General features: G+C 60.8%; 16 protein-coding genes, 1 tRNA gene, 1 pseudogene and 1 riboswitch. Of the genes and pseudogenes, 4 read left to right on the top strand and 14 right to left on the bottom strand.

Annotated features, from left to right (window positions below):
• Positions 1–86: 86 nt before the first annotated feature.
• Genes EWV35_RS00755 through EWV35_RS00745 form a run of 3 tightly spaced genes read right to left on the bottom strand, consistent with a single transcriptional unit; the run spans position 87 to position 3,195 of the window.
• The gene (locus EWV35_RS00755) at positions 87–878 is read right to left on the bottom strand and encodes an energy-coupling factor transporter transmembrane component T family protein (protein WP_129657279.1); all 792 of its coding nucleotides are present in this window, start codon (positions 876–878) and stop codon (positions 87–89) included.
• Positions 866–2,527: an ABC transporter ATP-binding protein gene (locus EWV35_RS00750; protein ID WP_129657277.1), complete on the bottom strand. Its 1,662-nt coding sequence runs from the start codon at positions 2,525–2,527 to the stop codon at positions 866–868. Before EWV35_RS00750 ends, EWV35_RS00755 begins: the two co-directional genes overlap by 13 nt.
• Positions 2,524–3,195 carry an ECF transporter S component gene (locus EWV35_RS00745; RefSeq protein ID WP_129657275.1) on the bottom strand — a complete coding sequence of 224 codons (672 nt, stop codon included), beginning with the start codon at positions 3,193–3,195 and terminating at the stop codon, positions 2,524–2,526. Before EWV35_RS00745 ends, EWV35_RS00750 begins: the two co-directional genes overlap by 4 nt.
• Before the next feature lie 56 nt (positions 3,196–3,251).
• Positions 3,252–3,351, bottom strand: a riboswitch (TPP riboswitch).
• Between the two features lie 141 nt (positions 3,352–3,492).
• On the opposite strand from EWV35_RS00745, the gene EWV35_RS00740 reads away from it, so the two are divergent.
• Complete coding sequence (locus EWV35_RS00740) at positions 3,493–3,765, top strand: DUF4235 domain-containing protein (RefSeq protein ID WP_129657273.1); 273 nt, start codon at positions 3,493–3,495, stop codon at positions 3,763–3,765.
• A 72-nt stretch (positions 3,766–3,837) separates the two neighbouring features.
• Here EWV35_RS00740 and mnhG read toward each other — a convergent pair whose 3' ends face one another.
• The 6 genes and pseudogenes from mnhG to EWV35_RS00710 all read right to left on the bottom strand — a co-directional run bounded on the left by mnhG (position 3,838) and on the right by EWV35_RS00710 (position 10,633).
• Positions 3,838–4,311, bottom strand: a complete 474-nt coding sequence (gene mnhG / locus EWV35_RS00735; RefSeq protein WP_129657271.1) for a monovalent cation/H(+) antiporter subunit G — start codon at positions 4,309–4,311, stop codon at positions 3,838–3,840.
• Between the two features lie 126 nt (positions 4,312–4,437).
• A pseudogene (locus tag EWV35_RS00730) lies at positions 4,438–4,695 on the bottom strand (monovalent cation/H+ antiporter complex subunit F); the annotation flags it as partial.
• Complete coding sequence (locus EWV35_RS00725) at positions 4,692–5,276, bottom strand: Na+/H+ antiporter subunit E (RefSeq protein ID WP_129657268.1); 585 nt, start codon at positions 5,274–5,276, stop codon at positions 4,692–4,694. The gene EWV35_RS00725 and the pseudogene EWV35_RS00730, both read right to left, overlap by 4 nt.
• A gap of 1 nt (position 5,277) precedes the next feature.
• Positions 5,278–6,903, bottom strand: coding sequence for a Na+/H+ antiporter subunit D (locus EWV35_RS00720; protein WP_129657266.1), 1,626 nt, complete (start codon positions 6,901–6,903; stop codon positions 5,278–5,280).
• Positions 6,900–7,475 carry a Na(+)/H(+) antiporter subunit C gene (locus tag EWV35_RS00715; protein WP_129657264.1) on the bottom strand — a complete coding sequence of 192 codons (576 nt, stop codon included), beginning with the start codon at positions 7,473–7,475 and terminating at the stop codon, positions 6,900–6,902. The genes EWV35_RS00720 and EWV35_RS00715 overlap by 4 nt, the downstream gene beginning before the upstream one ends.
• Positions 7,472–10,633 (bottom strand): Na+/H+ antiporter subunit A, encoded by a 3,162-nt coding sequence (locus tag EWV35_RS00710; RefSeq protein ID WP_129657262.1) that lies wholly within the window; start codon positions 10,631–10,633, stop codon positions 7,472–7,474. Before EWV35_RS00710 ends, EWV35_RS00715 begins: the two co-directional genes overlap by 4 nt.
• A gap of 207 nt (positions 10,634–10,840) precedes the next feature.
• Between EWV35_RS00710 and EWV35_RS00705 the strand changes: the two genes are divergently transcribed.
• Positions 10,841–12,178, top strand: a complete 1,338-nt coding sequence (locus EWV35_RS00705) for an MFS transporter (RefSeq protein WP_129657260.1) — start codon at positions 10,841–10,843, stop codon at positions 12,176–12,178.
• Here EWV35_RS00705 and EWV35_RS00700 read toward each other — a convergent pair.
• From EWV35_RS00700 to dcd, 3 genes are read right to left on the bottom strand one after another with little or no spacing between them, the layout of a single operon-like run.
• Positions 12,099–13,181, bottom strand: a complete 1,083-nt coding sequence (locus tag EWV35_RS00700; protein ID WP_129657258.1) for a MauE/DoxX family redox-associated membrane protein — start codon at positions 13,179–13,181, stop codon at positions 12,099–12,101. The two genes, EWV35_RS00705 and EWV35_RS00700, sit on opposite strands and share 80 nt — an antisense overlap.
• On the bottom strand, positions 13,178–14,488 hold the full coding sequence (locus tag EWV35_RS00695) for a P-loop NTPase family protein (RefSeq protein ID WP_129657256.1): 1,311 nt from the start codon (positions 14,486–14,488) through the stop codon (positions 13,178–13,180). Before EWV35_RS00695 ends, EWV35_RS00700 begins: the two co-directional genes overlap by 4 nt.
• A gap of 9 nt (positions 14,489–14,497) precedes the next feature.
• Complete coding sequence (gene dcd / locus EWV35_RS00690) at positions 14,498–15,082, bottom strand: dCTP deaminase (protein ID WP_129657254.1); 585 nt, start codon at positions 15,080–15,082, stop codon at positions 14,498–14,500.
• Between the two features lie 95 nt (positions 15,083–15,177).
• On the opposite strand from dcd, the gene EWV35_RS00685 reads away from it, so the two are divergent.
• Positions 15,178–15,251 (top strand) — tRNA-Gly (locus tag EWV35_RS00685).
• Between the two features lie 81 nt (positions 15,252–15,332).
• Here the strand turns inward: EWV35_RS00685 and EWV35_RS00680 are convergent.
• Positions 15,333–15,986, bottom strand: coding sequence for a class I SAM-dependent methyltransferase (locus EWV35_RS00680; RefSeq protein WP_129657252.1), 654 nt, complete (start codon positions 15,984–15,986; stop codon positions 15,333–15,335).
• 9 nt (positions 15,987–15,995) lie between these two features.
• On the bottom strand, positions 15,996–16,703 hold the full coding sequence (locus EWV35_RS00675) for a hypothetical protein (RefSeq protein ID WP_129657250.1): 708 nt from the start codon (positions 16,701–16,703) through the stop codon (positions 15,996–15,998).
• Positions 16,704–16,762: 59 nt separating this feature from the next.
• Between EWV35_RS00675 and EWV35_RS00670 the strand changes: the two genes are divergently transcribed.
• Complete coding sequence (locus tag EWV35_RS00670) at positions 16,763–17,755, top strand: hypothetical protein (protein WP_165168262.1); 993 nt, start codon at positions 16,763–16,765, stop codon at positions 17,753–17,755.
• Positions 17,756–17,775 lie beyond the last annotated feature (20 nt).

Here is a 17,775-nt window from a genome sequence, read left to right as displayed (position 1 = left end):
ACGCCCGCGAACAGTGGAGCGAGCAGTATTTGGGGGTAGAGCTGGGTCTAGTTTGTCCAGGTGGAGCACACCCTAGGCGCGCAGCCCTAGTGGAAGAAGCGATACGTGCCCAAGGCCAGCGAAAGACCGATGGCCGCCGCGGGAATCCCGAGGCCGATGACCAAGGCGACGGCGTCCCGCCACGAGTACTCCGGGCGATGCACCCAGGTTCTCGGCCCGGCGCCGAAGCCGCGTGCTTCCATGGTCACGGCAAGTCGGCTCGCTCTACGCAAAGCCTGAACGATGAGCGCGAAAGCTTGCGCCGCGAATCCGGTGATGCTCCCGATGACGCCGCGGTCTGCTCCCAGGCCCCGGGCGCGACGCGCGGCAGCGAGAGTTTCCCACTCCGTGATCATGATTCCTACCAGTCGGAAAGCCGCCACGGCCGAGAGCACGAAGCGCGCCGGCAGCCTGAAAGTCTGGGCCAGCGAATCGCCGATCTCTCTGGCGTCCGTCGTCAACAGGAGCAGGACAGAGACCATCGCGAGGGCACCACCACGCAAAGCGATCGCAATCCCCGCATCCACCGAGTCGGTGGTGAACAACAGTGGGCCGAAGTCGAGCACGGTCCTGCCCGTCTTGGCGGACAGAAGGGCCGTTGCCCACCCGCTGAACAACGCTGCCGTGAAAACCGGCCATAGCCGAATGATGATATTCCAGGGATTGATGCGGCAGCCCGCCATGACGAGTATCAGCGCGATCAGGCCGACGCTCGAGGTGACCCAGTCCGCGCTCGCCAGGAAAGCTAGGGTCAGGACAAAGAGCAGGACGATCTTGACGGCCGCGTTGACTCGCCCCAACCCCGACTCGGCGGCGCTGGCATTGTTCAAGAGGTCCATGCTCGGTCTCCTGTTCGAGCCGTGTGCTGCCGCGTCCCGGCAGCGTGGAGGCAGTTCAACCTGTACTCGCTGCCTCCGAGAGCCTCGATGAAGGCTTGATCGTGAGTCACCGAGACGACCGCCGTACCCGCATCCATGACCTCGCGCAGCAGGTCGACCAGGCTAGCCCAGGTGGTCGCATCCTGCCCGAAAGTCGGTTCGTCCAGGATGAGAACATGTGGACGGGCCGCGAGCGCAGTACCGACTGAAAGTCGCCTTTTCTCCCCGCCGGAGAGTGTAAACGGGTTCGCATCCGCGACGTGGCCCAGGCCGAGTCGTTCGAGCAGCTCAGCCGCCCGATCCTCGGGGCAGTCCCCGTCGTTTACGGAACAGACGCCTCGCGGTGCCGCATCGCGGGCCAGTCGTGCGCCGAGGGCCAGCTCCTCGGCGACCGATGCTTTGACGAATTGGTGTTCCGGTTCCTGGAACACAGTTCCTATCCGCGCAATCAGCTGGCTCGAGGTCCACGACAGGGGGTCCCACGACAGGCCACCGGACCGGTCGAGCTCTAGGCTCGCCCCTACGTATCGGAGTGCATCGGATGCAGCAACATAACCCGCGGCCGGCGCGAGCAGGCCGGCGAGGGTCAGGGCCAAGGTGGATTTGCCGGAGCCATTTGGCCCTGTGACCGCCAGATGCTCCCCTCGACGTACACGGACGCAAATATCCGAAGCCGCGACGGTCGCATCCCGGTGCACCGGGATGGGTCTTTCCGCTGAGCGAGCGGTCGCGCGACGTCGTTGTCTGAGCCACTTGCGCGCGGGTGCTTGACGAGACACCACAAGGTCGTGCGCCTCGAGAAGCGCCTCGCCGTCCCCGGGTCCCGTAAACGCCCCCGAACCGTTGCGCGGAAGCCGGGGGACGTAATCCGGGACCCATACTCCTGCTCGGAGCAATTCCTCTCTCGCTTGATCCAGAACCTGCCGTGGAGGCCCGTCGTGGCTGATCCCCCCGTGGGGACTGAGCACGATGACCCGATCAACGAACTCCGACCAGACCGAGACGCGATGCTCGACCACGACCAGGGTCGAACCGTATTCTTCCGCAGCGTCCAACACGGCGTCGCGAACTTCGATGACGCCGTCCGGGTCGAGGTTGGCCGTCGGTTCGTCCAACAAGATCAACTCGGGCTCCATGGCCAGAACGCCTGCCAATCCAAGCCGTTGTTTTTGGCCGCCGGACAGCGCCGACGTGGAACGATCCCACGGGAGATCCAAGCCGACCGAACGCAGAGCTCGTTCGCACCGGGCAACTATGGCCGTGGGGTCTGCTCCCAGATTCTCCGGTCCGAATGCGAGGTCGTCTCCGACGCGCGAGAGAACGATCGACGACTCTGGGTCTTGTTGCATCAGACCGACCGCGCCCCTGGATTGTTCGGGCCCGAGGCCATTGATCGTTGCCCGCCCCAGAACGGCGTCTCCGTCCTCGTCCTCGAGCACACCCGCCAACGCGTGGAGCAATGTCGATTTTCCTGCCCCCGAAGGGCCCAACAACAAAACCCTTTCACCGGGTCGAATATCCAGATTTACACCGTGGAAAGCCGGCGCTTCTCGACCGGCGTGGTGCCAACCGAAGTTCTGGGCCAGGACCCGGGCCCCGTGGGCCGTCACGGGCGAACCTTGGTGCGCCGAGCATCACGACCCGCGGCAACGGAACCGAGGACGCCCGTCGAGATCAACGCCCTCATCAGTGCCCATCCCAGAAGTCCCGCGATGATGACACCGGAAATCGTGCCGCACACGATGTAGACCACCTGATACTTCGCTTCCCAGAAGCCGTAATACATCATGACCTCGCTGACGCCCATGAACACGCCGGAGACACCGCCGGAGAACATGGCCACGGTCAGCCCGAACCGGCGGTACAGAAACAGAGCGAAGACGATCTCGGCACCGATGCCCTGAATCAGCCCTGACAGCAAAACGCCGGCGCTGTAATGGGTGCCCAGTAGGGCCTCGATTACGGCTGCGAGAATCTCACAGTAGATCGCGGCACCGGGTTTCCGAATCACCAGGCCGCCTACGACCCCCGCGATGAGCCAGCCTCCGCCGATCAGGCCCGATAACGGTGGGAAACCAACGGTCGCGGTTTGCGTTGCCGGCGAAACGGCATTGGACCAAATCCAGAAGATCACGCCGCAGACAACGGCCAGAACCGAGGCAATGACGATGTCGATCACGCGCCACGAAGCTTTCCGGCGATTCGGATACTTTCCGTTACCAGTCTCGTTCGATGACTGAACCGTCTGACCGGACTCGTGATGGGATGTGGTGTTCATGGGTCTTCCTCCTGCGGTTTTCAGGAGGGGAGGCCGTACCCGCACTGTTCCTGGATACGCCCGAGATCTCGACTCCCTACGTCGGTGCTAACCGCATCAGGTCGAGGGTCTGCTTTCGCACTCTCAGCCTCATTCGAGGCTCCCCTGTCGTTCTTGAACGTCACCCAGTCTATCTGACTCATTTCACTTCAGGTGAATCGCCCAGCAGATTGGGACAAACGCAAACTCGTGCGATTAGGCTAGAGAGAGCTGAACGTGACCGGCCGCACCGCCGGTGCGAATGAAGAGGAGAGATGGATGAGCAATCCCGTTATCAAGATCGGTTCCACGGTTGCGTCCTTGGCCGGAGTGTTCGCGGCCAACAAGGTCATGACGCTGGGCTGGAAGAAGGTTACCGGCAACGAACCGCCGTCAAGCAATCCGGACGCTGAGGAAAGCATCCGCGACATCGTCATATGGACCGCAATCAGCGGTGTCGTCGCGACCCTCATCAAGTTAAGCGTCACGCGGCTGGCCAACAAGATGGAGCACAAGGAAGAAGTCGAGACCGGCGGCCAGTCCGAAGTCTGATAGTCCTCCCCTCGATGCGGACAATGGCGGGCGTGTGAATCCCTCACGCGTCCGCCATTATTCTCCCGTCGCTCAGTCCCGCTCTGCTTCCAGGTCGCTCTCCGGTTTGGCCTGCGTATCGTTCCCGAGACCGGCTGCGTCGGCGTCGACCTCACGTGGTTCGTCGGTTGCTTCCGCCGGAGCCTCTTCTTGTTCCTCTTCACGGTTCATCTGCTCGACGAGGTCGGCGAGCTCGTTGACCGTGAGGGCCGAAGCGGTGAAGTGACGGTTACGGAAACCGGAACGTCCGACCATGTGCGAGGAGACGGGTACCGCCAGGATTTGGAGGGTCCACGCCAATACGAGCGCTGGAACCAGCGCCCATGAACGCGCCGCGAATCCGATCCCTGCCAAAAGCAAGAACAAACCGAAAACCTGCGGTTTGGCCCCCGGGTGAAGTCTCGAAAGCACGTCCGGGAAACGGACAATGCCGAGGGCGGCCCCGAGAGACATGAGGCAACCGAGGATCAGGCAGATCCCGGTCAGGATGTCGAATACGAGGTCCATCTAACGATCACCTCGCTGGCTCTTGGATGTGCCGGGAGAAAGTTTGGAAGGCTTGCGCGTACCCGCAGGCTTCGCGGGCGAAGTGCTCTCCGCCGAACCTGCTCGAGGTTCACGTTCATCCTTGCGTTCGCGCTTGTTGTTTGCGAAGCGAGCAACTGTCACGGACCCCAGAAAACCGACCAGGGATATCACGACGAGCATGGTGATGTTCTCATAGCTATCCCGGTAGACCATGTCCACTGAGAGCCCCGCACCGACGATAGCCAGCAACACGTCGGAGGCGATCACTCGATCCAACAGTGAAGGCCCCTTGGCCAGGCGCACTATGGTCCCGATCGCGGCGAGGACCAGAATGACGCCGCAGATGACAATGACGACGGTCATTGCGACACCTCCTCAAGGCTTCCGGATTTCAGGGCCTCGTGGCTTTCCCTGGTGCCCATTACCCGGATGACCAAGTTCTCGATGGATCGCACGCTCTCCTGGAATGCACACACTTCATCTTCCGTGTTGATATCGATCACATGGAAGTAAATCGTCGCGGTCCGACGGTCGACCTCAACCACCAGGGACCCCGGAATGAGGGAAACAATATGTCCGACAACCGTAATGAGAAGATCACTGTTGATACGCAACCGGACGGAGACCACAGCAGATTTCGGCGCGCCGCTTGGCCTCACCGTGAACCACAGGATCTCGAAACTCGCCTTGGCGATCCACCACACGAATTTGGTGCCCAGGACCGCACCCCAGAAAACGTTGAATCTTCCCGATAGCTGGACCGGCGGGAGGTAGAAGACCCGGACGATCACCAGAGCCATGATCAACCCGAAAACTAGGTTTCCTATCGAGAAGTCCTGCCACAGAGCACCCCAAACCAAAACCAACCAGAAGATCAGAGGCAACTCGGTACGCAGTGTGTTCTTGGGCCGCACGCGAGGCGCGCGGTGAGCGGACGGACTCATGTCAGTGGCCCCCTTCCACAGAGGTTCCGTGGTCCTGCCCCAGGACGGCATCGATGTAAACCTGCGGGTCGCTCAGGTTTTCCGCGGCTTGATGAGAAAGGCCAAAGAGCGGACCGGCCACAATGGTGATCGCGACGCCGACCGCCACGAGACCAATGGTCGAGGCCATCATCGGACGGGGCAGCAATGTCACATCCTTGCCGCGGTAACGACGCGACTCGACATCGAGCTCTCCGGACGTCCTCACCCCGTAGTTACCGTCCTGGTCCTTGGCGAGCAGAATGGGGTCCGGGAACTCCGCGTCTTCAGGTTTCCGCCAGAACACGCGATTCCAGATTCGGGCCAAAGTCAGCAACGTCAGCAGCGATACGAACACACCGACTCCCGCCAAGGCATAACCCTGCCATGTGCCGGCATGTACGCTCGCGTCAATCAGTCCGACTTTGCCGAGGAATCCCGAGAACGGCGGAATACCACCGAGGTTCATGGCCGGAATGAAGTACAGAATACCCAGAACCGGGGCGATCTTGGCCAACCCTGCCAAACGGTCCGTATTCGCGGAACCACCACGACGTTCGATCAAGCCGACAACCATGAAAAGACTGGTTTGGATCACAATGTGGTGTGCGATGTAGAAGACCACGGCCATCATGCCTTCCGGCGTGGCCAGGGAGATGCCCCAAATCATGTAACCGATGTGGCTGATCAGAATGAAGGAGAGAGTTCTCTTGATGTCGCTCTGCGTCAGGGCACCAAAGATTCCGACGATGAGAGTGGCCGCCGCGACCAAGGCCAGTAAATTGTCTACCCGGCTTCCCGGGAAGAGCAGTGTCTCGGTGCGAATAATCGCGTAGACGCCGACCTTGGTCAGCAATCCCGCGAACACCGCGGTCACCGGAGCGGGCGCGGTCGGATACGAGTCCGGAAGCCACAGGGACAGGGGGAAGACCGCTGCCTTGATCCCGAAAGCGACCAGGAGCATGAGGTGAAGTTGGAGCTGCGTCCCGACCGGTAAGTCAGGTGCCTTGGCCGCGATATCGGCCATGTTCACGGTCCCGAGCGCGGCGTAGATCATTCCGATCGATATCAGGAACAACATCGACGAGATCACGGAAACGACCGTGTACGTGATGCCGGCCCTGATTCTGGGTGCCGAACCGGACATGGTCAGCAACACGTAACTCGCGGTCAGGAGGATTTCGAACCCGACGTACAGGTTGAAAAGATCGCCCGCGAGGAAGGCATTCGACACACCCGCCAGCAAAACCAGGTAAGTCGGATAGAAAACCGAGATCGGGGCATCGGAATCTCCGTCCGCCAGGCCCTGGCCGGTCGCGTATATCATCACTGCGAACGAAACCAACGTGGAAACCACGAGCATCAGCGAGGACAGTTGGTCCACGACCATCACGATGCCGAATGGAGCGGCCCAGGCTCCCAGAGTCACGGATTGTGGTCCGGTTCCCCACGTGGAGACCAACAAGATCGATTCGAGGCACAACGTCGCGAGCATTGCGATGATCGACAAGAGACGCTGCGCATTGGGGTGCCGGTACAGCGTGAAGTTGGCACCGGCCGCCATGAGCGGAAAGACAACGGCGGCGGGGGCAAAGTCAACAGCGTTCACACGTGCCACTCCCCTTGGTCCCGGTCGCCACGCCCGAGGTGAGGGTGATGCTCACCGGCAAAGCCGGGCGACTCGTCGTCGGACGTCGAACGGGCGCCCTCCCGTTTGGTTCGCTCGGCATGTTTGCGCTGACGATAGGCTTCCTCTCGTTGTTCCTCAGAGCCCTCGAACTCAGACGGTTCGATGGGAGCGGCGTCGTCGTCTTCCGGATCGTAATCAGGCTGGGCGGCGACGCGGCGGTCCTCGGCGTCGTCCTGAATATCGTCCCGGCGGGAGAGAACCCAGCTGCGGTAGATCATGCCGAGCATCAGCGCGGTGACCGAGAATGAAATCACGATGGCTGTCAGCACCAAAGCCTGAGGCAATGGATCGAAGTATTCGTCCCCGTCGACCGCCGGGTCGAAGAACGCTGGCAGCCCCGACAACCCACCGGTGTGCAGGATCAGGATATTGGTTGCATTGGTGATGAGCATCAAGCCCAAGAGGACCTTGGTCAACGATTTCTCGAGGATCAGGTAAACGCCCACCGCATAGAGAACGCCCATGACCAAGAGCAGTGCAGCATCGATCATTGCGTCCCCTCCCCTGAATTATTCGATGATTCGGACGCCGATTGAGCTTTGCCCCGTGAGGAAGACTCGTGCACCGGTTCCTCTTCGCTTGTGGCGGTGACCGGACCCGAAGGAATGACGGAAGTCTGTGGCCCACCCGAGCGCCGGACCTTGATGCGGCGACGCTTCCGGCCGGTGATCCTGGCTTTTTCGCGTTCTTTCTCGCGCTCCTCCTCGAGGACGGAGTCGATTCTGCCTCCAAGGCTCCGGAGTACGTCCAACACCAGGCCGATCACGACGAGGTACACGCCGACGTCGAAGATCGTGGAGGTCACGAAGTGGACCTCTCCGAAGAGCCATAGGTCGAGGTCAACGTTGTACGACGTGAAAACTGTCCCGCCCCATGCCAGGGGAAGAAGCGCGTAGAGGGCCGCGATGATCATTCCCGAGCCCAGGAGAACGCCGGCGTTGAGAGGCGTCGCTTCTTCGAGCTCATAGCGCCCACCGGCGAGGTACCGAAGGCCCAGTGCGAGCCCGGCAAGCAGGCCTCCCGAGAAGCCCCCGCCGGGCAGGTTGTGCCCGGCAAGCAACAGGTAGACGGACGTGAGCATGATCGTGTGGAACAACAACCGGGTGATGACTTCAAGCATCAACGAACGGTTTTCTGGCGCGAGGGTGCGGCCCGCGACGAGGAAGGGATCTCGTTTCACGTTCATGAAGCGCCCGGCGACGCGAACCCCGGGGCTCAGCCCGGTTCGCCCCGCGTACCGCTTGGTCACAGCTTTGATGCGTCCCGTGTCGAGGTCAGGATTGTTGCCGCCGCCGTCCTGGCGGCCGGCGATGAATATCAAACTGGCCACGCCCGTGGCCGCAAGCGCGAGGACCGAGATCTCTCCGTACGTATCCCAAGCACGCATGTCGACGAGCGTCACGTTCACGACGTTCTTGCCGTGCCCGATTTCGTAAGCCAGTCGCGGCATATCCACTGAAATCGGCGCCTCGGTGCGCGAAGAAATCGAGAAAGCCGCCAAGGCCATCATGAAAAGGCCGAAACCTGCCGCAATCGCGATGCGGACGGGCTTCCTGGTCGTCTTTCTCTGGCCCATACCGGATGGCAGCATCCGCAAGGCCAGAACGAAGGCGATCAACGAAATGGTTTCGACCAACAGCTGGGTCAACGCCAGGTCAGGGGCTCCACGAAGGGCGAAAATCAAGGCAAGGCCGTAGCCGGTGACCGAGACCATGAGGATCGCGAGGAATCGCTTGTTGGCCCGAACCGCGACCAGTGATGCGCCGACCATAACAGCCGCAATGGCCCACTGCGCGGGAGAGTCCGACCAAACGAAGGGATTCAACGGCGGAGTCTCAACGATAAAAAGTCCGATAGTCGGCACGACGACCGCCGTCACCAGGATGACCGCAAGATAGAAGCTCAACGAACCCCGCTGCGTGTAACCCGTAATCCGGACGGCCAAGTAGTCGATCGCGCCGACGACAGCCCGATACACGGTGTCCGCGGTCGGGAAGCGAGGCAAAGCGAGTTGGAATCGTTGGATAGGGACGCGAAGGGCGAAGAGCGCAAACCCCAACGCAATAATGACGAGGGAGATGCCGAGGGCCGGGGTGATTCCGTGCCAAAGCGCCAAGTGCTGTTCCAGTGGGCCGCCCGACCTCGCATAGTCGTAGACCATCGCGTGCAGAGGTTCCGGAAAGAGACCGAAGGCAACCGTCAGAACCGTGATGAGCCCGGGGGCCAGTGCGAAGTTGAAGGGGATCACGTGGAAGTCGGTCGAGTGAACCGAGCCTCCCTGGATCAGATCCGGATGAGCATCTCTGGCCTTTTTGGTTGCGAATGCGCCCCAAATGAACCGAGCACTGTACGCCAGCGTCAACACGGAGCCGAGCGCTATGCACACCAAGACCACCGCGGATTCCGCGGTATTCAGCGTCCCCATACCGTGGCTCAGTCCCTCGACACCCAATTCGAGGATGCCTTCCTTCGTCACGAAACCGGCCAGTGGGGGCAGACCCGCCATGGACGCTGCGGACAGGGTGGCCATGACGAACAGCCCTGGAGCCTTCCTCCAGATGCCGGAAAGACGGGTGATCTCACGAGTACCGGCCTGGTGGTCGATAATTCCCGTGGCCAGGAACAAGACCGATTTGAAGAGCGAGTGCGCGACCATCATGGCCAAACCGGTATATATCGCGGCCGGACTCCCAATGGAAACGACCGTCATGATGAAGCCAAGCTGGCTCACGGTCCCGTACGCGAGGATCAGTTTGAGATCGAATTGCTTCAGCGCTTGGTAACCGCCGAACAGCATGGTGAACAGACCGACCACAACCACCAGACCGGTCCAGGGAGCGACGTCGGCGAACCCGGGGGCAAGTCTGGCAACGAGGTAGATACCGGCCTTGACCATCGCGGCAGCGTGAAGGAACGCCGAGACCGGCGTTGGGGCGGCCATGGCGCCAGGCAGCCAGAAATGCAGAGGGAACAAGGCCGACTTCGACAACGCTCCGACCAGGATCAGCACGAGGGCTGCGCCCACCGCGACCCCGCCGCCCGGTGCACTGATGGTCTGAGGAGCTCGTGCAACGACGTCGGAGAGGAGGTAGGAATCGCTGGCGATTCCCAACATGATGACGCCGATGAACATTGCCAAGCCACCGGCCGTTGTGACGATCAATGCTTGCAGAGCCGCCCGGCGAGCGAAGAAACGCACGTGAGCAAATCCGATCAACAGATACGACAGGATGCTCGTGACTTCCCAGAACACGAACATCACGATCATGTCGTCCGCCGTGACCAGGCCGAACATGACGCCGGCGAAGAGCACCAACTGGGCGCCGAAAGCACCGGAATATTGGTTGGTATGTTTGAAGTACGACGCGCAGTAGAAAAGGATCGGAGCACCGATACCGAGAATCATCGCGGAAAGAATCCAGGACAATGGATCCAACCGGAAAGTAAGACTGATCCCCAATTGCGGGATCCATGGAAAGCTCTCAGTGACGTCGTGCCCGCCGAAAACAGCAGGGGCAGTCGTGCAGAGCCATATGAAGGAGACTGCGGGAACAACCGCAAGGCCATAAAAACTGGTGCGGCCCCATCGTCGGAAACATACCGGGCAGATGAGGGCCGCTAGGCCATGGACCAGGATCACGAAGCTCACGAAGGATCCTCCTCTTAGGGCCTCGGGGTCTGGTCCCCACCAAGAATACCAGCGCAGTTATGTGTCGTTTGCCGGGCAAGCTGAGAGCTGACTATTACGTTGCGCAATGCAAACATGCGAGTACCTGCCCATGTCCTCTCCACGATCCGGGACTTTGAGAGTTCGTGGAGACGCGCGAACACCCAACTCGCTTGTACCCTAAGCACTATGAGCTATGACACCTCCGCGGAGGTCCCTGCCCAGACCAGGAAACGAAAGCCCGTACTCCCCTGGGCTCTCTGGGACGCGGGGGCCTCGAGCTTCCACGCCGTCATGACGACCTTCGTCTTCAACGTCTACCTCACGAGCGAGCTTTTCGGCACGAAGACGCACACGACGCAAGTTCTCTCGGCAGGCCTTGCGATCGCGGGGCTGGTCATCGCGCTGACAGCCCCTGTCACGGGGCAAAGAGCCGATCGCAACGGTTCACGTCGCCTGTCCCTCGCCGTGACCACGGCAGGCGTCGCTTTGTGCGTCGCTGCGTGCTTCTTCGTTCGTCCCGATCCGTCCTATCTGTGGTTGGGAGTAGGGCTGATCGCACTGGCCAATGTCTTCAGCGAAATTGCCACCGTGCATTACAACGCTCTTCTCCCCTCGGTATCGACGCCGGAAACCGTTGGTCGAGTCTCCGGAACAGGATGGTCCTTCGGGTACTTCGGCGGAATCATCGCCTTGGTGGTCGTTCTCTTCGGGTTCGTCTCACCGGGCTTTCCGAGTCTTCCTCACGAAGATTCACTGAATTTGCGCGCTGTGGCCCTTTTCTCGGCCATCTGGCTCGCCGCCCTGTCCTTGCCTATCCTGATTCGCTTCCCCGGAGTCACGGCCCCCGAAAGCGGCTTCGGCTCGGCCACGGGCGAGATTTTCTCCGGAGTCCGAGATTCTTGGGTTGATTCATATCGCCGCCTCGGGCGCACTCTGCACCGTATGTACCGCGAAGAACCCGTAACCCTCAAATTCCTTATCGCCTCGGCCGTCTTCCGGGATGGTCTGGCCGGGGTGTTCACTTACGGGGGTGTCCTTGCCGCGGGGACCTTTGGCTTCTCGACGAGTCAAGTGATCGTGTTCGCCATCGCAGGCAACATCGTCGCTGGTCTCGGCGCAGTACTGGGTGGCCGTCTGGACGATTCGCTCGGGCCTAAACGCGTCATCGTGGGGTCGCTCATTGGTTTGCTCATCGCGGCGGCACCTCTTCTGTTCTTCCAGGCCCCCGCATTGTTCTGGGTCTGTGGTCTGGCGCTCTGTGCATTCGTCGGGCCAGCGCAGTCTGCCTCCCGTACTTACCTCTCGCGTCTCACGAAACCCGGTGACGAAGGGGAATACTTCGGCTTGTACTCCACGACCGGCCGGGCCATGAGTTTCCTCGCCCCCGCGCTCTTCGCACTCTTCGTCGGTCTCTTCGGTGCCCAGGTCTGGGGGATCCTCGGGATCATGCTGGTTCTTGCCGGGGGCTTGGTTCTTGCCGCGCGGCTTCCAGCTCAACCTGGATGTCCTGGACAAAAATGGTGATGTCGGGTGCCCCGTTGACCGGGCCACCTGCGAGCAGGCCGTCGGCCCCCAGGAGGACGGCACTCGGGGTCCCCGCCAAGCCCAACAAGTCCGCCATGAAGTCGCCGACGTCGTATAGGGCCGATTCCCAGAGCGATTCGTCGGCGACCGTCTCCAGGACCTCCTGGCGCGAGGCGGTGACCAGGTGGACTCCAACCGATGGGTCCAGGGCTTTGGCCCATTCCGGTGCGGAGGCGATGATTTCCGTGCATGAACCGCAACCCGGCGAGACATAGAGGAGCAGGCGCGCTTGCACCGAGGCCAGACGCGGGAGGGCAACGAGTTCCCCCTGGGAGTTCTTGACGACGAGACCGGGGATCGGGCGCCGCACGTATTCCTCGGCGTCGTCCTCCTCAGCAGAACCCGTTTGTATGGAAGACACTACGGCATCCGCGCCCTCAACCGGATGGTACTGCCGAGCCGACCCTCGTTTGGCCTCCGCGGCGCGGCGGGATGCCGGGGAGATCGCGAGAAAGAGGGTTCCCCCAGCACAAGCAAGTCCTACAATCCACAGGAGATCGTTGCCCGAAACTTGGACGAACAGCCCGGGCGATGACGTGAAGAATGACGTGACGAGCCAGAAAGCGGAAAGAAGAACAAGCGCCGTATTGCGCCACAGAGTCCAGTGGGTCACCGGATCCGAATTGGCCTTTCCGAAACAACTGCACGCGACGGGCTGATCGAATCCCAAGGCCTGATATATCAAGGCCCAATACGCTGCGAACAGTGCGAAGGCAATCAAGGCCACGACCGGGGCAAACCAGCCTGGCGTCACGAGAAGAAGAACGCCAAGAGCGACCTCGCCCCAGGGGAATGCGGCTCGTAGCCACGGTCGGTCCAGGGCAGAAGGCACCTTGAGGTCTTTGAACGCCGCGGCGACGCCACTGCGGTCACGGAGCTTGGCGAGCCCGGAAACCCACAGGACAACGGCAAGAATCAGTGCCGGAAAGAGAAGTGCGGTCATACTGATTTCTCCGATTCGATGTACGGAGCCGTACGCCCTCGCGCATCGACTCGAATAATGGTGTTGTCGTTGGCGATCTCCGAAAGGAGCCGGCTGAAGACGCCTTCCGGAGGAGGACCGTACATTTCGGACAGTTTGTTCTCGAGCTCTTGCCGCGTTTTTCCACGCCCTGCCTCAATCCAAAGGTCTGCAGCGGGCCTCGTGTAAATGACGGTTCGGTTCACGTGCATCAGCAGGGCTCCGTCGTCCGTACCGATACCGCAAACATGACTGTTCCGGGCGAAAGAACCCGAATTTTCGACCGGACCGATGGTCTCGGGTCTGATCTCGGGAGGTTGCGTATCCGGCATATCCCAATACGGCTCCGCCGGAGGAAAGTATCTCCACTCCTCCTCGGCAGGGGACTGATTCGCGAGCTCGGACAGCAGATCGGGCAGGTCGGACGCCTCCCGATAATCCACGACTCTGATGCCACCGACTCGGTCGGCCAGAAGCGCAAGGCCGCGAAGACCATCAGGCGTACGGGCCAGTCCGGAGGACTGTTCCGCCAGAGCCTGCAACCCGTTCAGCAACGGCATGTTACTGACACCTTGAGCGGATTCCGGATGCTCGCCGCTACTGCCCGACTCGAAGTTACTGTTTGCCGCGGACAGCTCGCCTCCGCGCCGCAGAATGACGATGTGCGCGAGCCTGGGCTCGGGACCCCCAGCCCTCCCCACGGTGCGCAGGCCCAGCTCCGAAGCGGCGATCTGCGCTTTGGGCTCGCCGGACCGCTGAATGATTGAAAGCGGTTTGAGATACGGAACGACTCTTAGGGTATTCGGGTCGATCGCGCAGGTCTCATCGCTCAGATAAACCCAGCCGGTCCGGGCAAGTACCCGGGCTGCCGTAGTCTTGCCTCGTCCAGAAGGCCCTACGAGTGCGACGACTTCGCCGGTTTCCGGGTTCATCAACGACGCGGAATGAAAAAGATGTAATTTCACGACGTGATGCCGAATCAGAGCGAGCGTCACCGCTGAGGTGAATTCCTGGGCGGCGGTGGCAATATCAGCGTCACTGACCACAACTGCCGAAATAGGCTCCCCAGCCGCTTCGGACAGCTGGTGGAAAGGACGGTCCTCCGTGACCAGAGCGATGGTCACGTGGCCCGGCATGGGGTCGGACGTGGGCGAAGAGGCGCGTTGCGGTTTGCAGTCCGCCCAGGATGCGACCAAGGAATCGATGAATCGACTGGACACATCGGATTGAGCGAAAACGTCGACGACCGCCCCCATAGCCCTCATGGTAAACACAAGGGTCTCGGTCATAGTCTGTTTCTAACTCCCGAAAACGTCGGTGGTGTGGAAATTCTGGTAGCTGCGTGATGCTGTCGGCCCCCGTTGGCCTTGGTAGCGGTTCCCATAGGCCCCGGAACCGTACGGGTAGTCCGTCGGCGAGCTCAACCGGAAAAAGCACAGCTGACCGACCTTGGATCCAGGCCACAACAGGATCGGCAACGTGGCCATGTTGGACAGCTCGAGCGTCACATGCCCCGAGAATCCGGGGTCGATGAATCCGGCGGTCGAGTGGGTCAGCAACCCGAGACGCCCCAAAGAGGATTTCCCTTCCAGGCGGGCCGCGACATCCTCGGGCAAAGTGACCTGCTCGTAGGTAGAGCCGAGAACGAATTCTCCGGGGTGCAGAATGAACGGTTCCCCCGGTTTGGTCTCGATCAAACGAGTCAGCTCGGGTTGGTCCTCCCGAGGGTCGATGTATGGGTACTTGTGGTTGTCGAAGAGCCTGAAGTACCTGTCCAAGCGAACGTCGATGCTTGCCGGCTGCATCATCGAAGGATCGTAAGGATCCAGCTGTATGCGTCCGCGCTCAATGTCCTGGCGAATGTCGTGGTCTGAGATCAGCACGCTTTAAGAATAAGACATCCTCGACAAACTCCTGATACCGGTTCGCACCGATTCGGACGATGCGCTAGGATGGCTGCTGGTCCTTGATGGACTTTGCGGCTGTAGCTCAATGGTAGAGCGCACGCTTCCCAAGCCTGATACGCGGGTTCGATTCCCGTCAGCCGCTCCACAACACATGGCAATGGGCCGCGGATTTTCTTCCGCGGCCCATTCTTCGTATGGCCCGAAACCGATCGGCGAATGCGTGGGCCTAGCCGAGCAGACTAGTTCGTTGGCCCTGGACGTTGGCTGGATTCACGGGTTTGCGAAGAATCGACACCAGGAAGTTCGACTCCTGGTCGAAGGGCTCCAAATCCCAGGTTCCCAGAGTCAAACTGGGTTCGAGGCCGGCAGCTTCGGCATCGGAAAAATAGTCTTCGAACGCGTAACCGCGGCCGCCTCCGAAGCCGATCGCGGCCCGTCCCCCGGGGGTCAGCACGGTTCGAAATCCTTCGAGGACTGCACGACGTGTTGACGGCGCCAGGAAAGTCATGACGTTTCCGGCACAGACAATCACGTCGAACGTGCCCAAAGACTCCGCCGGAAGGACCGTTCCCAGTTCCGCGAGATCACCCGTCAGCCAAGTCGCCGAAGGATGATCACGATTCGCTTGTTCCACGAGTTCGGGATCAACATCGACCCCGACCACCTGATGCCCGCGCCGGGCCAGTTCCCCACCCACGCGTCCCGGACCGCACCCTGCGTCGAGGATCGTGGAGCTTCGATGCGTCAGCGCGTCGATGGTACGAGCCTCGCCGTCCAAGTCCGCGCCATTGGCCCGCATGGTCTCAAATCGCTCTATGTACCACCGGGAATGCCCCGGATTCTTTCGTTTCTGGATCTCCCACAATGACGGTTCACGCATATGAAGAGTCTAATCTGCCCCGTGCGTCAGGCCCTCATGAGCGCCCAGGAACTCGGGCCAAATGCCCAGAACGAGGATCAGCGCAAGGAAGACGAGCCCCAGTATGGCGATCACCGTCGACCGGAACGCGGGATGCAATTCGGTCCAACTCACGAGGCCCTTGTGTTCGGTGGCGAGTTCTGTGACGTTGATCGAGCTGTACATGGTTGTTTGCGGTGTGATCTTGCCCGAGAGTTTGCGGAGGGTTTTGGTATCCCATACACGCCCGTCGAAGCGCATCAGTGACTTCCCTCGGGAGTCGATGAACCACAGACCTGGAATTCCCCGGTACCTCAGTCGGGCCCAGGTTCCTTCACTGGCTCTCAAGGCTGCTTTGGGCTTCAGTTTCTCCACGAACACAGTATGTTCCACGCTGTTCCGCGGGACGGCTTTCCAGCCGATCAACCGGCCTCTGAGAATATGCGTGTCCGTCACCACGGCCACGGCAGGCTTCAAGATCGAGTAAACAGCCGTGGCTGCCAACAGCTCCATGACGAGCACCACGATCACGAATGCCGCCGCCGGACGTTTGAAGTACAGAATTGCGAGCAGTGCAATCGCGAGAAGGATCGTCGGGAGGACAGACAGGATACGGCGACCGTAGGAGTTAATGCGCGGGTAGAACCCCTCTTGGAGCGCGCCGTATTTGGCGGGAACATCCCTTAGATTTTCTGCCATGCTTACAAGCCTATTCGATGCGCATCCGTCGAGTTTTCATCGCCGATATGCTGGTACTCATGTTTCCCCGATCCCCCGTAGCACGCGCACTTGCCACCTTTTGCGTCGGATTGCTCGTCGCGGTAGCTCTCGCGGTGGCCACGATGGCGTTGATCGCCCAGTACGCCTTCGGCCCCACCGCACCGGTTCGGGACTACATCCAGGCCATCCAGAACGGGGACGGAGGCAAGGCCATGGCTCTGCTGGACGCGGAAGTTCCCGATTCGAATGCTGCCATGCTGGACGGGCGGCCTCTCTCGGAAGCAACCAAGACCCTTGACCATGTCGACTACACCGTACGGCAGACATCCGGCGACTCCGCCGTGATCACCGTGACCTATCAACTCAACGGAACGACGTCGAACACCGATTTCCCCGTCCACCGGACCGGCGTCCACGCCGGTTTCCTCGAGGACTGGGCCATCGACTCGACGACCCTTCCCACAGTTGAGGTCTCCGCTCCCAGCGTCGAGACGGCAACGGTCAACCGTCAAAAGGTCGGTGTGCCGGGAAGCGACGAGAAATTCTCGGTCTTCTACCCCGGTGTCTACACGGCCGAATACTCCTCCTCGCTTTTGGAAGCACCGGAAACCACCACGACAGTGACCAATTCGGATTCGGTCAAGGACGTATCGCAAAAACCGGTCCTGTCGCTGAAACCGGCACCGAGTCGACATGCCCAGGACTCGATCAAATCCCAAGTATCCGAGAAACTCGACGCGTGCGCCGAGCAGGATGCGCTGTACCCGAAAGGCTGTCCTTTCGAGTACGACTTCCGGGGGCGCGTCCAAGGAGACGTGCACTGGAGCATCCTCGAATATCCGAACTCTTCGGCAACGATCGACAGGGATGGCCAATGGAAACTTTCAAACCCTAAGGGAAAAGCCCAAATAGAGTTTCAGTCACTCGACCTCTTCACGGGAAAAGTCAGCACCGTCAAGAAGACCATTCCTTTCCAGCTGAACGCCGGTTTGCAGGTCAACGGTGATCAGGTCACCGTCAAAACCAAATAGGAACCGCCCGGGCGGCTGCT

This window comes from Rothia uropygialis (assembly GCF_004137765.1).
Classification (GTDB): domain Bacteria; phylum Actinomycetota; class Actinomycetes; order Actinomycetales; family Micrococcaceae; genus Rothia.
This window is presented reverse-complemented; position numbering and strand designations above follow the sequence as displayed.

Coding starts and splice junctions, on each gene's coding strand:
- EWV35_RS00695 (WP_129657256.1), bottom strand. CDS start 14,488: ATGACCGAGACCCTTGTGTTTACCATGAGGGCTATGGGGGCGGTCGTC.
- EWV35_RS00675 (WP_129657250.1), bottom strand. CDS start 16,703: ATGGCAGAAAATCTAAGGGATGTTCCCGCCAAATACGGCGCGCTCCAA.
- EWV35_RS00740 (WP_129657273.1), top strand. CDS start 3,493: ATGAGCAATCCCGTTATCAAGATCGGTTCCACGGTTGCGTCCTTGGCC.
- EWV35_RS00670 (WP_165168262.1), top strand. CDS start 16,763: ATGTTTCCCCGATCCCCCGTAGCACGCGCACTTGCCACCTTTTGCGTC.
- EWV35_RS00700 (WP_129657258.1), bottom strand. CDS start 13,181: ATGACCGCACTTCTCTTTCCGGCACTGATTCTTGCCGTTGTCCTGTGG.
- EWV35_RS00705 (WP_129657260.1), top strand. CDS start 10,841: ATGAGCTATGACACCTCCGCGGAGGTCCCTGCCCAGACCAGGAAACGA.
- EWV35_RS00715 (WP_129657264.1), bottom strand. CDS start 7,475: ATGATCGATGCTGCACTGCTCTTGGTCATGGGCGTTCTCTATGCGGTG.
- EWV35_RS00725 (WP_129657268.1), bottom strand. CDS start 5,276: ATGAGTCCGTCCGCTCACCGCGCGCCTCGCGTGCGGCCCAAGAACACA.
- EWV35_RS00755 (WP_129657279.1), bottom strand. CDS start 878: ATGGACCTCTTGAACAATGCCAGCGCCGCCGAGTCGGGGTTGGGGCGA.
- EWV35_RS00680 (WP_129657252.1), bottom strand. CDS start 15,986: ATGCGTGAACCGTCATTGTGGGAGATCCAGAAACGAAAGAATCCGGGG.
- mnhG (WP_129657271.1), bottom strand. CDS start 4,311: ATGGACCTCGTATTCGACATCCTGACCGGGATCTGCCTGATCCTCGGT.
- EWV35_RS00745 (WP_129657275.1), bottom strand. CDS start 3,195: ATGAACACCACATCCCATCACGAGTCCGGTCAGACGGTTCAGTCATCG.